Annotated in this window: 14 protein-coding genes; 12 read left to right on the top strand and 2 right to left on the bottom strand. The window is 69.8% G+C overall.

Going from position 1 to position 13,714, the window contains the following annotated elements; translation table 11 throughout:
• The first annotated feature begins 174 nt into the window (after positions 1-174).
• The 12 genes from ABZY89_RS04590 to aroB all read left to right on the top strand — a co-directional run bounded on the left by ABZY89_RS04590 (position 175) and on the right by aroB (position 12,708).
• Positions 175-1,167: an ABC transporter permease gene (locus ABZY89_RS04590; RefSeq protein ID WP_355224992.1), complete on the top strand. Its 993-nt coding sequence runs from the start codon at positions 175-177 to the stop codon at positions 1,165-1,167.
• A 69-nt stretch (positions 1,168-1,236) separates the two neighbouring features.
• Positions 1,237-2,568 carry a replication-associated recombination protein A gene (locus tag ABZY89_RS04585; RefSeq protein ID WP_355224996.1) on the top strand — a complete coding sequence of 444 codons (1,332 nt, stop codon included), beginning with the start codon at positions 1,237-1,239 and terminating at the stop codon, positions 2,566-2,568.
• A 12-nt stretch (positions 2,569-2,580) separates the two neighbouring features.
• Positions 2,581-3,138, top strand: coding sequence for a hypothetical protein (locus tag ABZY89_RS04580; protein ID WP_355224990.1), 558 nt, complete (start codon positions 2,581-2,583; stop codon positions 3,136-3,138).
• On the top strand, positions 3,135-3,449 hold the full coding sequence (locus ABZY89_RS04575; protein WP_355224989.1) for a DUF6167 family protein: 315 nt from the start codon (positions 3,135-3,137) through the stop codon (positions 3,447-3,449). Before ABZY89_RS04580 ends, ABZY89_RS04575 begins: the two co-directional genes overlap by 4 nt.
• Positions 3,449-6,145: an alanine--tRNA ligase gene (alaS, locus tag ABZY89_RS04570; protein ID WP_355224987.1), complete on the top strand. Its 2,697-nt coding sequence runs from the start codon at positions 3,449-3,451 to the stop codon at positions 6,143-6,145. Before ABZY89_RS04575 ends, alaS begins: the two co-directional genes overlap by 1 nt.
• Positions 6,145-6,615 (top strand): Holliday junction resolvase RuvX, encoded by a 471-nt coding sequence (gene ruvX / locus ABZY89_RS04565; RefSeq protein ID WP_160022920.1) that lies wholly within the window; start codon positions 6,145-6,147, stop codon positions 6,613-6,615. Before alaS ends, ruvX begins: the two co-directional genes overlap by 1 nt.
• A gap of 212 nt (positions 6,616-6,827) precedes the next feature.
• Complete coding sequence (gene mltG, locus ABZY89_RS04560; RefSeq protein WP_355224985.1) at positions 6,828-8,078, top strand: endolytic transglycosylase MltG; 1,251 nt, start codon at positions 6,828-6,830, stop codon at positions 8,076-8,078.
• A gap of 271 nt (positions 8,079-8,349) precedes the next feature.
• Entirely contained in the window at positions 8,350-9,186 is an 837-nt protein-coding gene (locus ABZY89_RS04555; RefSeq protein WP_355224983.1) for a shikimate dehydrogenase, read from the top strand.
• Entirely contained in the window at positions 9,183-9,860 is a 678-nt protein-coding gene (locus ABZY89_RS04550; protein WP_355224981.1) for an A24 family peptidase, read from the top strand. The genes ABZY89_RS04555 and ABZY89_RS04550 overlap by 4 nt, the downstream gene beginning before the upstream one ends.
• Positions 9,861-9,905: 45 nt before the next feature.
• A complete protein-coding gene (gene aroC / locus ABZY89_RS04545; RefSeq protein ID WP_355224980.1) occupies positions 9,906-11,084 on the top strand; it encodes a chorismate synthase in 1,179 nt (392 codons plus the stop codon).
• Positions 11,084-11,599 (top strand): shikimate kinase, encoded by a 516-nt coding sequence (locus ABZY89_RS04540; protein ID WP_141804915.1) that lies wholly within the window; start codon positions 11,084-11,086, stop codon positions 11,597-11,599. The genes aroC and ABZY89_RS04540 overlap by 1 nt, the downstream gene beginning before the upstream one ends.
• A gap of 2 nt (positions 11,600-11,601) precedes the next feature.
• Entirely contained in the window at positions 11,602-12,708 is a 1,107-nt protein-coding gene (gene aroB, locus ABZY89_RS04535) for a 3-dehydroquinate synthase (RefSeq protein ID WP_355224978.1), read from the top strand.
• 59 nt (positions 12,709-12,767) lie between these two features.
• Here aroB and ABZY89_RS04530 read toward each other — a convergent pair whose 3' ends face one another.
• Complete coding sequence (locus tag ABZY89_RS04530) at positions 12,768-13,229, bottom strand: VOC family protein (protein WP_355224977.1); 462 nt, start codon at positions 13,227-13,229, stop codon at positions 12,768-12,770.
• Between the two features lie 48 nt (positions 13,230-13,277).
• Positions 13,278-13,667: an AraC family transcriptional regulator gene (locus ABZY89_RS04525; RefSeq protein WP_355224975.1), complete on the bottom strand. Its 390-nt coding sequence runs from the start codon at positions 13,665-13,667 to the stop codon at positions 13,278-13,280.
• Positions 13,668-13,714 lie beyond the last annotated feature (47 nt).

Raw genomic sequence — 13,714 nt, 5'->3', positions numbered from 1 at the left:
GTTGTCGGCGACGCAGACGAACCCGACCGCCGCGCCGAGGCAGAAGAGCTCCCAGGCCGAGGTGCCGGCGGCGCTGAGCACCACGTCCGCCACGCCGGCCGGACCCGCACATAGGACACCGCAACTCTGGGCCTGCGCCCGTGGACACCTTCTAGGAAGCGAGACCTCCGTCCCATGATCGGTTTTGTCGTACGCCGGTTGATCTCGGCGATTCTCGTGCTGTTCGTGATCTCGGTGGCGGTCGTCGCGCTCTTCACCTATGGCCCGAGCGACCCGGCGGACGCGATGTGCCCTGAGCCCAAGTGCACCGCCGAGCGCCAGGACGCGATCCGGGAGGCGCTCAACCTGGATGCGCCGCTCCATGTTCAGTACACCGAGTACATGACCGGCATCTTCAAGGGTCGCGAGATCGCGTTCGGCTCCGAGTCGTACGACTGCGAGGCCCCGTGCTTCGGGGTCAGCTTCATCTACCGGGTCAATGTCTGGGACGACATCAAGGACCGGATCGGGCCGACGGTCTCGGTCGCGGTCGGCGCGGGCGTCACGATCCTGCTCATCGGCGTGCCGATCGGGATGTTCGCGGCCAGACGCCGGGGGACCTCGGCGGACAAGGCCGTCATCGGCGCGACCCTGGTGATCGAGTCGATTCCTTACTACCTGTTCGTCCTGCTCGCGTTCCTCTATCTCGCGGTCAGCGCCGGGATCTTCCCGCAGGAGGGCTATCACCCGCTGACCGACTCACCGCTGAAGTGGGCTTGGGGCCTGATGCTGCCCTGGCTCGCGCTCGGCCTGGTGAACTCGTCCAAGTACGCCCGGTTCACCCGTGGGTCGATGATCGAGGCGTTCAACCAGGACTACGTCCGGACGGCGCGCGCCAAGGGCCTTGCGGAGCGCAGGATCGTCAACAAGCACGCGCTGCGCGCGGCCGTCGTGCCGATCGTGACGATCTTCGGCATCGACTTCGGATCGCTGCTGACGGGCACCATCTTCACCGAGCTCATCTTCGGCATCCCGGGCCTCGGTCTGCGGGCGCTCAACGCGGTCAGCCAGAGCGACCTGCCGGTCATCGAGGCGACCACGCTGATCTCCGCCTTCATCATCGTGGTCACCAACCTCCTGGTCGACCTCTTCTACAGCGTGCTCGACCCACGCGTACGCCTCACCTGACCCCCTACCCTGTCGGCTGAGTCTGTCGGTGCCGGCCACTAGGGTTGACGTGTGGACGGGTTGTTTGAGATGGGGGCTGCCGCAGGCGCCTCGCGCGGCGGGTCGCTGAGCCACAGCGACCATGCGGCCGCGCCCCTGGCGGTGCGGATGCGGCCGCGTACGCTCGATGAGCTCGTGGGCCAGAGCTCGCTCAAGGCGTCCGGGTCGCCGCTGCACCAGGTGGTGGAGGGCGGTCAGTCGCTCTCGCTGCTGCTGTGGGGGCCGCCGGGGACCGGGAAGACGACCATCGCCTCGATCGTGAGCCGCTCCACCGATCGTCGCTTCGTCGAGGTCTCCGCGGTCTCGGCCGGGGTCAAGGAGGTTCGCGCGGCGATCGACGCGGCTCGCGCCGAGCTGGTCGCGACCGGCAAGGAGACGGTCCTCTTCGTCGACGAGGTCCACCGGTTCAGCAAGGCGCAGCAGGACGCACTGCTGCCGGGCGTGGAGAACCGCTGGGTCACGCTGGTCGCCGCCACCACGGAGAACCCCTTCTTCTCGGTGATCTCGCCGTTGCTGTCGCGCTCGCTGCTGCTGCGGCTCGAGTCGCTCACCGACGACGACATCCGTGGCGTACTGCTGAAGGCGGTCGAGGACGAGCGTGGCCTCGGCGGCTCGGTGACGCTGACGGACGAGGCGCTCGACCATCTCGTACGCCTCGCCGGCGGCGACGCGCGCCGGTCGCTGACGTATCTGGAGGCCGCTGCGGGGGCTGCGTCCGGCGGGAAGATCACCCTCGAGGCCGCCGAGCGGGCGGTCGACCAGGCGGCGGTGCGCTACGACCGACAGGGCGACCAGCACTACGACGTGGTCAGCGCGTTCATCAAGTCGGTGCGCGGGTCGGACGCCGACGCCGCCCTGCACTACCTGGCGCGGATGATCGAGGCGGGGGAGGACCCCCGGTTCATCGCCCGGCGGCTGATGATCCTCGCCTCCGAGGACATCGGCCTGGCCGACTCGACGGCGCTGCAGACCGCGGTGGCCGCGGCCCAGACCGTGCAGCTGATCGGGATGCCCGAGGCCCAGCTCACCTTGGCGCACGCGACGATCGCTCTCGCCGTCGCGCCGAAGTCCAACGCGGTCACCAACGCCATCTTCGCCGCGCGCGCCGACGTCGCGGCCGGAAAGATCGGCAACGTCCCGCCCCACCTGCGCGACGCCCACTACGAGGGCGCGAAGAAGATCGGGCACGGGGAGGCGTACAAGTACGCCCACGACGAGCCGTTCGGCATCGCGACGCAGCAGTACGCACCCGACGCTGTCGCCGACGCGGAGTACTACCAGCCGACCACCCACGGAGCCGAAGCCGGAGTGAAGGAACGTTGGGAGCGTGTCCGGAAAATCGTGCGCGGACAGGATGGATAGGGTAGGCGCACCATGACGAACTCGAGCATGCCCGGGTGGGCGCTGGTTGCGACGCTGGCCGCAGTGGGGGTCCTGGTCCTCATCTCGCTGGTGGCCGTGCTGCTCGCGCTCCGGGCGCGCCGCGCCGCGCGGCGCCGGCTCGAGGAGGCCGAGGCCAGCGAGGCAGAGCTGCGCGAGCGGCTCGAGGCGCTGGAGAAGCGGCTGACACCGCCCGAGCCGGTCGGGCGACGGCGGCGCCGGGAGGCTGCCGAACGGGAGTATGTGATCACCTCCCTCGGAGAGGACGGCGAGCCTGCCGAGGTGGAGCAGGTGGTGCAGCGTACGTTGACCGCGCCGGCCTTCGCGGACGCGGTGTTCCGGGAGACCGTGGTGCACGGCGCCGCGCTGGTGCACGGCGTGCGCCGGGCGCTCTCGCCCGAGGTGCGGTTCAAGATCCGCTACGAGATGCACCGCGAGGTCAAGCGGTCACGCAAGGACCGGAAGAGCGAGATGCGCGAGGCGCTGCGCGAATACCGTGCGCGCCAGCGCGCGGCAGTTGACGAGGACGTACGTATGGAGGACTCCCTATGAGGGGCGCGATCTGGTTCGTGGTCGGTGCGGGTGCGGGCGTGTACGCGATGGTCAAGGGGCGGCGGGCCGCGGAGGCCTTCACCGCCGACGGCCTGCGCGACCGGGCCCAGGCGCTCGGCGTCGGCGCGCGGATCTTCCGCGACGAGCTGGCCACCGGCAAGGCCGAGAAGGAGCTCGAGCTGCGCGAGTGGATCGAAGCCAAGACCGCGGGGCCGAAACAGATTGGCGCCGCAGGTGTCGATCAGCAGAGACTTGGATTGACAGGGCCCGAGAACGAGGCCCAGCAGAACACGGAAGGTAGTACCCCCTGATGGAGTGGTTGAGCACGGCGGAGATCCGCCGCCGTTTCACGGCGCATTTCGCCGAGAACACGAGTGTCGGCGAGCACACGGTGGTGCCGTCGGCATCGCTTCTGCTCGACGACCCCAACCTGCTCTTCGTCAACGCAGGCATGGTGCCCTTCAAGCCCTACTTCCTGGGCCAGGCCACTCCGCCATACGACCGGGCGACCTCGGTGCAGAAGTGCATCCGTACGCCCGACATCGAGGAGGTCGGGAAGACCACCCGGCACGGCACCTTCTTCGAGATGTGCGGCAACTTCTCCTTCGGTGACTACTTCAAGGAGGGCGCGATCACGCTCGCCTGGGAGTTGGTCACCAAGTCGGTCGCCGACGGTGGCTTCGGCTTCGACGAGTCCGCCCTCTACCCCTCGGTGCTCAACGGCGACGAGGAGGCGGTCGCGCTCTGGAAGAAGATCTCCGGCCTGCCCGACGACCGCATCGTCCGGCTGCCCCCGAGCGAGAACTACTGGTCGATGGGCGTGCCCGGGCCGGGCGGTCCATGCTCGGAGATCCTGATCGACCGCGGCCCGGAGTTCGGCGCCGACCGTGACTGGGACGCCGGCGACCGCTACCTGGAGTTCTGGAACCTCGTCTTCATGCAGGACAACGTCGTCGCGGCGCGGTCCAAGTACGACGTCGACATCGACGGCGCCCTGCCGCAGAAGAGCATCGACACCGGCCTCGGCCTCGAGCGGGTCGCCTACCTGATGCAGGGCAAGGCGAACATGTACGAGACCGACGTCGTCTTCCCGGTGATCGAGAAGGCGATGGAGCTGACCGGGAAGAAGTACGGCGCCTCCTACGAGGACGACGTCCGCTTCCGCGTGGTCGCCGACCACGTGCGTTCCTCGCTGATGCTGATCAGCGACGGCGTGACCCCCGGCAACGAGGGCCGCGGCTACGTCCTGCGCCGGCTGATGCGCCGCGCGATCCGCAACATGCGCCTGCTGGGCTACGAGGACCCGGCGATGCCGGAGCTGCTGCCGATCTCCCGCGACAAGATGGGGGAGACCTACACCGACCTGCACACCGGCTGGGACCGCATCAAGCGGGTCGCCGACGCCGAGGAGGAGGCCTTCCGCAAGACTCTCGCGGCCGGCACCCAGATCTTCGATCTGGCCGCGACCGAGGTGAAGTCGAGCGGATCCACCACGTTCACGGGCGCCAAGGCGTTCCAGCTCCACGACACGTACGGCTTCCCGATCGACCTGACCCTCGAGATGGCCGCCGAGGCGGGCCTCGAGGTCGACGAGCCGGGCTTCCGCGGCCTGATGACCGAGCAGCGCGAGCGGGCCAAGGCCGACGCGCGCGCCAAGAAGGGCCAGCACGCCGACGTGTCGGTCTACCGCGGCATCCTCGACAGCAACGGGCCGACCGACTGGCAGGCCTACACGACCCTCGACACCGAGTCGAAGGCGATCGCCCTCCTCAAGGAGGGCAAGCCGGTCGAGGTGCTCGGTCCCGAGGAGATCGGTGAGATCGTCCTCGACCGCACGCCGTTCTACGCCGAGTCCGGTGGCCAGTCCGCCGATGCGGGCATCATCGAGTTCGACGGCGGCCGGCTCGAGGTCGTCGACGTGCAGCGGCCGGTCAAGGGCCTCGTGGTGCACCAGGTGCGGGTCGTGGATGGCGAGTTCTCTGCGCATCGAACGGGCGGCGAGTCGCTCGTGCACGCGCAGGTCGACCCCGAGTGGCGCCTCGGCGCCCGCCAGGCCCACTCCGGCACCCACGTGGTGCACGCGGCGTTGCGCGAGGTGCTCGGCCCGACCGCGCTGCAGTCGGGTTCCTACAACCGCCCCGGCTACCTGCGTCTCGACTACGGCTGGACCAAGGGCCTGACGCCTTCGCAGATGCACGAGATCGAGGAGGTCTCCAACCACGCGCTGCGGGCCGATTTGCCCGTCTCCTGGGACTACATGACCCTTCCGGAGGCCAAGGAGTGGGGCGCGATCGCGCTCTTCGGCGAGACCTACGACGACTCCAAGGTGCGGGTCGTCGAGATCGGCGGCCCCTGGTCGCGTGAGCTGTGCGGCGGCACCCACGTGGACCACTCCGCCCAGATCGGCACCATCGTGGTCACCTCGGAGGCCTCGGTCGGCTCCGGCAACCGGCGCATCGAGGCCTACACGGGCGTCGAAGGCTTCAACTACCTCGCCCGTGAGCGCGACGTGGTCTCCGAGCTCAACCTGCTGCTCAAGACGAAGTCCGACGACGTCGTCGGCAGGGTCTCCGACCTGATGGAGCGACTCAAGGCCGCCGAGAAGGAGATCGCCCGGGCGCGTACGGCACAGCTGCTCGCCTCCGGTGGCTCGATCGCGGCCACCGCGGTCGACGTCAACGGCGTCCAGCTCGTCGCCCAGCGGGTCCCGGGTGTGGGCGGCGGCGACGCGCGCACGCTCGCCCAGGACGTACGCGCCCGACTCGGTGACGCGCCGGCGGCTGTGGTGCTCATCGGTGACGCAGACGACAAGGTCGCGGTCGTGGCCGCGGTCAACCCGGCCGGCATCGCCAAGGGCGTCAAGGCGGGTGACCTGATCAAGGAGCTCGCGCCGGTCGTGGGCGGTCGCGGCGGCGGCAAGCCGGACTTCGCCCAGGGCGGCGGCACCGACGTCTCCAAGATCGACACCGCGCTCGGAATGGTCGCGACGCTGGTCGCGCAAGCCTGATGCGGCACGGCGTACGCCTCGGTCTCGATCCTGGCGACGCCCGGATCGGCGTCGCCAGGAGTGACCCCACGGGGTTCCTGGCGACGCCGCTCGAGACGGTCAAGAAGGGTCGCGGAGACCTCGCGCGTCTGCAGGCGATCGTCGCCGAGATCGCTGAGGAGTCGACGATGCTCGAGGTGGTCGTCGGGCTGCCCCGGTCCCTCAAGGGAGGGGAGAACCCGGCGACTGCTAAGGTCCGGGACTTCGCCGCGTCCTTGGCGCGGCGAGTGGCTCCGGTCCCGGTTCGCCTCGTCGACGAACGACTTACAACAGTTTCCGCGGAGGCTATGCTCCGAGACCGGGGGCGCAAGGGTCAGGACCGCCGAGCCGTGGTGGACATGGCCGCGGCGGTTGTGATCCTGCAACACGCATTGGACAGTGAGCGCGCTTCGGGGACCGCGCCTGGAGAGATCGTTGAGGTCGGTCATTGAGTGAGCGCTACTACCCCCCGGACCCGCGCGACCCGCGTCGCCCTGGCCAGGGGTCATATGGTCGCGATCCGCGCGGTGGCCACCCGCCACGGCAGCAGCCTCCGCAGGATCCCCGCGACCCACGCCGGATGCCGCCGCAGATGCCGGGTCCGGTGCCCGGTCAGATGCCTCCGCACCAGGGCCAGCCGGGCCGGCGCCCGGGGCCTCGTCCGATGCCCGGTGCTGGCGCGCCCCCGCCGGGCTACGGCCGGCAGGAGCCGCCGCAGCGGCCGGGCGGCTACGACAGGCCGACCTACCAGCAGCAGCCGGCCTTCTTCGAGGGTGGTCCCTCGGATCACGATCCGTACTTCGATGAGAAGCCGCCCAAGCGCAAGCGACGCTTCGGCGGCTGCCTCGCCGTGCTGGTGGCCATGGCGGTGGTCCTCGGTGGCTTCTACTTCGTGGGCGACCGGGCCATCGACTACGTCAAGGACATGGTCGCCCCTCCGGCCGACTACCCCGGTCCCGGCACCGACCCCGTCTCCTTCGAGGTGCACGAGGGTGACTCGGTCTCAGCGGTCGGCCGCAACCTGAAGGAGATCGGCGTCGTGGAGTCGGTCGACGCCTTCATCGAGGCGGCCAACGCCGAGGGACTGACCGTCCAGGTCGGCTTCTACCCGCTGAAGAAGCAGATGAAGGCCGCCGACGCCGTCGAGGTCCTCGCCAACCCGGAGAACATCGACACGGTCAACGTGACCATCACCGAGGGATCACGCGCCAAGGCGATCTACAAGGTGCTCGCCGAGAAGACCGGTAAGAAGCCGGCCGAGTTCAAGAAGGCCGCCCAGGACACCGAGGCGATCGGGCTGCCCGACTACGCCGAGGGCAACGTCGAGGGATACCTCTTCCCGGCGACGTACGCCTTCCCGCCCGACGCGACGCCGACCGAGATGCTGGCGATGATGGTCGACCGGTGGGAGCAGGCGCTCGGCGACAACGACATCGAGGCACAGGCGAAGAAGCTCAAGTGCGGTGACGACAAGATGTGTACGCCGGAGCAGATCATGACTGTGGCCTCGCTCGTCGAGGCCGAGGCGCGTGGTGATGACATGCCCAAGGTCGCACGAGTCATCTACAACCGCCTTGACCCGAAGGTGGACGGCGGCGAGACGAATGGGCTGCTCGGGATCGACGCATCGAATGCGTACGGCATTGGAAAGTCCGGCACAACCGAGCTCACTGCGGCCGAACTGGCCAAGGACACGCCGTACGACACCCGACGCCGGAAGGGCCTGCCGCCGACGCCGATCGGCTCACCGGGCGACGCCGCGATCCAGGCCGCACTCAACCCGGCCGCGCATAAGTTCCTCTATTACGTCACCGTCAATCTCAAGACCGGCGAGACAAAGTACGCCAAGAACCTTGCGGACCACAACCGCCTTGTAGATGAGTACCAAGCGTACTGTCGCAAGCACGGCTGCTGAGGCTGATAGTTCCGAGCAGGCCCGGCCGACCAGATCGACCGGGCCTGCGCTCGGAGTGCCGAGCCGTACTGAATCGAGATGTCGTTCAGGATGCCGATTTCAGCGGCTGCGGGGAGCGAGTCCGACCGTTACGACCGCGATCCCCCGGTGAGTGCGGCGATGACACTGCTGGATCTCATATGCTTCCCTTCGATGTCGCGAGTCCCGAGTTGGACTCGAGGGAATGCAGGCGAATACCTATCAGGGTTTCGAACGAGTCGGAGGCGAATCGATGAAATGTGCCGTTCTCGGGGATCCGGTCGAGCATTCGCTCTCACCGACCCTCCACCAAGCCGCGTACGCCGAGCTGGAGATGTCCGACTGGTCCTACACGTCCACGCGCGTGCAGGCCGGAGGCCTGGCTAGGTACGTTGCCGACCTCGGTGGCGACTGGCCGCCCAGCCGGTGGCGTGGGCTGTCGGTGACGATGCCGCTCAAGCGGGAGGCGTACGAGCTGGCGCGGTCGATGTCGCCGCGGGCACGGCTCGTAGGGGCGGTCAACACCCTGGTGCGTTCCTCGCACGGCTGGGTGGGGGACAACACGGACCTGCCCGGGGCGGTCGCGGCGATCCGGGAGCGCGCGGGCGAGGGATTCTCCTGCATGTCCGGCGCGATCCTGGGTGCCGGCGCGACCGCGGCCTCCACGGGCCTCGCGCTGGCCGAGCTGGGTGCCTCCCGGATCACGCTCCTGGCCCGCAACCCGGGTGCGGCGGGGGAGACGATCGAGATGATCTCGCGTCACCCGAGCAAGCCCGTCGTCTCGGTGCTGCCGCTGGACTCCGCGGTCGATGGCGTGGATGCGGTCGTCTCCACGGTTCCGGCGAAGGCGCAGACCCCGGACCTCATCGACCGCTGGGCCTCGACGCCGGTCGTCTTCGACGTCGTCTACGACCCGTGGCCCTCGCCCCTGCTCTCCGTCGCACCTGGCGTGGCGGTGAGCGGCCTGGATCTGCTCGTGCACCAGGCGGTGCTGCAGTTTGAGCTCTTCACCGGCCGGCCCGCGCCGCTCGCCGCGATGCGAGCAGCGGGGGAGAAGGCGCTGGGCATCGTGGAGCTGTCACCGGCATGAGTCCCGGGGCGGTCGTGCTGGTGAGTGCGGCCGTCGCCGGTCTGCTCGCTTTCGGGGTGCCGCCTCTGCTTCGCCGGCTTCCCGAACCGGTCGACGACTCGCCGGTGGTGCCCTACGCCACCCTGGCCGGGTGGCCCCCGCTACTGCCTCTCGTGGTGGCCGTCTCCGCGGCGCTCGCCGGGCTGCTCGCCTGGCAGGTGGATCCCTCGCGACTGATGCTGGCCCTGGCGCCGCTCACACCTGTCTGGGTGCTGCTGGCCTATGTCGACTGGCGAGTCCAGCGGCTGCCGAAAGTGCCGATCCTGGTGGCGACCGCGGTCGGGCTCGGCCTGCTCGCCGCCGAGTGGCTCTGGACGCGTGACACCGCGGCGGCACTCGGTGCCCTTGCCGGGCTGGTGATCGCGCGCTCGGCGTTCTGGCTGCTGTGGCGGATGCTGCCGCACGCGATGGGCTTCGGCGACGTACGGCTGGCGGCGCTCGTCGGTCTGGTCCTCGGTCGGCTCGGCTGGGAGCAGCTCGCGGTCGGGCTGTGGGCCGGGCTGGCGATCTTCGGGCTCTGGGGCATCGGACGCGCCGTCGCGCAGCGCTCGCGCACGGCGATGCGCGAGCCCTTGGCGTACGGGCCGTTCATGATTCTGGGCATGCTCGTCGGTGCGGTCGCCGTCTCGCTTTGAGGCCGGGTGCACGGGGTTGCGTGACCGGGATGAAAGACTGACGTCATGTTGCGTTGGCTCACTGCGGGCGAGTCCCATGGTCCGTCCCTGACGGCCGTGATGGAGGGTCTGCCCGCCCACGTCCGGATCACCTCTGACGACATCGCGGATGCCCTGGCCCGGCGGCGCCTCGGCTATGGCCGCGGTGCCCGGATGAAGTTCGAGAAGGACCAGGTGCGGATCACCGGTGGCGTACGCCATGGGGAGTCGCAGGGCGGTCCGGTCGCGATCGAGGTCGGCAACACCGAGTGGCCCAAGTGGGAGACCGTGATGGCCTCCGACCCGGTCGACCCCGACGTGCTGGCCGGCCAGGCCCGCAACGCGCCGCTGACGCGTCCCCGGCCCGGTCACGCCGACCTGGTCGGGATGCAGAAGTACGACTTCGATGACGCCCGTCCGATCTTGGAGCGTGCTTCGGCCCGGGAGACCGCCGCCCGCGTCGCGCTCGGCGCGGTCGCCTCGGCGTTCCTAGAGCAGGCGCTCGGCGTCCGGCTGGTGTCGCACGTCCTGGAGATCGGCGGGGTCCGTACGCCCGGCCGCGAGGTCCCCGCTCCCGAGGACGTGGCGCGCCTGGACGAGGATCCGGTGCGGGTGCTCGACCCCGACGGTTCCAAGCAGATGGTCGCCCGGATCGACGAGGCCCACAAGGACGGTGACACCCTCGGCGGCGTCGTCGAGGTGGTCGTCCACGGCCTGCCGCCGGGCCTCGGCTCCCACGTGCACTGGGACCGCCGCCTCGACGCGCGCTTGGCCGGCGCGCTGATGGGCATCCAGGCGATCAAGGGTGTGGAGGTCGGCGACGGCTTCGAGCTCGCCGCGACCCCGGGCTCGAAGGCCCACGACGAGATCGTGCCCTCCGCCGACGGCATCCGCCGCGCCTCCGGACGCTCCGGCGGCACCGAGGGCGGCATGTCGACCGGCGAGATCCTGCGCGTGCGCGCCGCGATGAAGCCGATCGCGACCGTGCCTCGTGCGCTGCGCACGGTCGACGTGGCCACCGGCGAGGAGGCCGTCGCGCACCACCAGCGCTCCGACGTCTGCGCGGTGCCCGCCGCCGGTGTCGTCGCCGAGGCGATGGTCGCGCTCGTGCTGGCCGAGGCGGCGCTGGAGAAGTTCGGTGGCGACTCGGTCGGCGAGACCGCGCGCAACGCCAAGTCCTACCTCGAGAACCTGAGGTACGTCTGATGCCGGCTGTCGTGCTCGTCGGCCCGATGGGCGCGGGCAAGTCGACCGTCGGTGCGTTGCTCGCCTCCCGTCTCGGGGTCACGTTGCGTGACACCGACGAGGACATCGCGGCGGCCGCCGGCAAGAGCGTGCAGGACATATTCGTCGACGAGGGCGAGGCCCACTTCCGCGCGGTCGAGGCCGACGCGGTCGCCGCCGCGCTCGCTGAGCACGACGGGGTGGTCTCCCTCGGTGGCGGCTCCGTCCTGGCCGATCGGACCCAGATCCTGCTCAAGGAGCACACCGTCGTCTACCTGCGGGTCGGGGTCGCGGACGCGGTCAAGCGGGTCGGGCTCGGCTCGGGCCGTCCGATGCTGCTCGGCAACGTACGCGGCCGCATCAAGACGCTCCTGGAGGAGCGCGCACCGATCTATGAGTCGGTCGCGACGCTGGTCGTCGACACCGACGGCCGCTCGGCCGACGACGTCGCCGCCGAGCTCGCCACCGCCCTCACCGCGCTGAACACCACGGAGTAGAAGTGACCGAACCTGTCAGCACCGTCATCAGGGTCGAGAGCGCCGCGGCGTACGACGTCGTCATCGGCTCCGGTCTCGCCAGCCGGCTCCAGGGACTCCTGGGTGAGAGCGTCGAGCGGGTGGCGTTCCTCTACGCCGCCGAGCTCGCCGAGTACGCCGAGCCGGTGCTCGAGGAGCTGCTGAAGCACTACGACGTGCTCGGCCTCGGGCTGCCCAGCGGCGAGGACCAGAAGACGGTCGCGGTCGCCAACGACTGCTGGGAGGCGCTGGGGGAGCGGGGATTCACCCGTTCGGACGCAGTCGTCACCTTCGGCGGCGGTGCGACCACCGACCTCGGCGGATTCGTCGCGGCCGGTTGGCTGCGCGGCGTACGCGTCGTGCACGTGCCCACCACGGTGCTCGCCATGGTCGATGCCGCGGTCGGTGGCAAGACCGGCGTGAACACCGGTGCCGGGAAGAACCTCGTCGGTGCGTTCCACGAGCCCGCCGGCGTGCTGTGCGACCTGGCGCTGCTCGGGACTCTGCCGGAGGCCGACCTGATCGCCGGGCTCGGCGAGGTCGTCAAGTGCGGCTTCATCGCCGACCCGGAGATCCTGCGCCTGGTCGAAGAGAATGACAAGATCACCGCCTCCTCGCCTGTTCTCGCCGAGCTGGTCGAGCGTGCGATCCGGGTCAAGGCCGAGGTCGTCGCCGCGGACCTGAAGGAGACCGGCGGCGCCGACGGCCACCCCGGTCGCGAGACCCTCAACTACGGCCACACGCTCGCCCACGCGCTCGAGAAGCACTCCGGCTTCTCGATCCGCCACGGTGACGCGGTCGCCGTCGGCTGCGTGTACGCCGCCGAGCTCGCCCGGCTCGCCGGAGTCCTCCCCGACGACGTCGCCGCCCGCCACGCGCCGACCTTCGCGAAGGTCGGCCTCCCGACCACCGTCAAGGAGCTGGGCGTCGAGGCCGGCTTCGACGACCTCATCGGTGCCATGCGCGTCGACAAGAAGGCCCGCGGCTCCGTCCTCCGCTTCCTCGTCCTCCACGACCTCGCCACCCCTCGCATCCTCACCGGGCCGTCCGAGGAGCAGCTGCGAGAGGCTTACGCGGTCGTCGCCGGCTGACCACGATCGCTTGGACGGCGCCGGTCGGCGTGGAAGGAAAATTCCTTCCGTGGTTCGACTCAGTTCCCGGACCAGCGGGCGATGTCCTCGTCGGTGACCTCGACAGGGCCCTCGACACGCTGGGTGGCACGGATGTGGTTGCCGAAGGGGTCGCGGAAGGCGCAGTCGATGCCGTAGGGCTGCTTGGTCGGTTTGTCGGTGAACTCGACGCCCTTGGCGGCGAGGTCCTCGTAGAGCTTGTCGCAGTCGTCGGTGTTGAAGATGACCACGGCGCCCATGGCTCCCTTGGTGACCAGGTCGCGCAGCTGGGCGGCCGTCTCCTCGCTGTGGGCTGGGGAGCCGCCCGGCACCTCGAGCAGCAGCTGGTGGTCGGGGTCGCCGGGAAGGTGGACGGTGAGCCATCGCATGAAGCCCATGTCGACGTCGCTCCCGACCTCGAGCCCGAGGATGCCGACGTAGAAGTCGAGCGCCTCGTCCTGGTCGAGCACGTAGATTCCGGTGATGTTGATGTTGGTCAGCATGCGACCAGTCTGCGGTGTGTTCGACGCCCCGCGCTTCTCCGAAACTGCTCAGCTCGCCGGCCGCATCCAGGCGCGGGCCACACACCCCGGAACGGCCGGGCTGTCGGCCCGGGCGCGGTAGTCGGTCGGCGAGGTGCCGACGATGTCGCGGAACGTACGGCTGAACGTGCCGAGGCTGGTGAAGCCGACCCTGAGCGCGACATCGGTGACCGGGGTCGCGGTGTCCCGCAGCAACGCCATCGACCTCTCGATCCGCCGCCGCTGCAGGTAGCGGTGCGGGGTCTCCCCGAAGACCGCCTTGAACCGGCGGCTGAAGTGCGCAGGTGACACGTGGGCGACACGCGCGATCGCCGCGACGTCGAGCGGCTCGGCGTAGTGCCGGTCCATCACGTCACGCGCCCGCAGCAGGCGCCGATTCTCGTCCTCCGGCGGCGTCATGCCCCGAGCCTATGCCGAGTCGGCTCGTCCTGACCGAAATCTCCGCT

This window comes from Nocardioides sp. NPDC006303 (assembly GCF_040613175.1).
GTDB lineage: Bacteria > Actinomycetota > Actinomycetes > Propionibacteriales > Nocardioidaceae > Nocardioides.
Note: the sequence above shows the minus strand (reverse complement) of the source record. Positions and strands in the feature narration are given on the sequence as shown.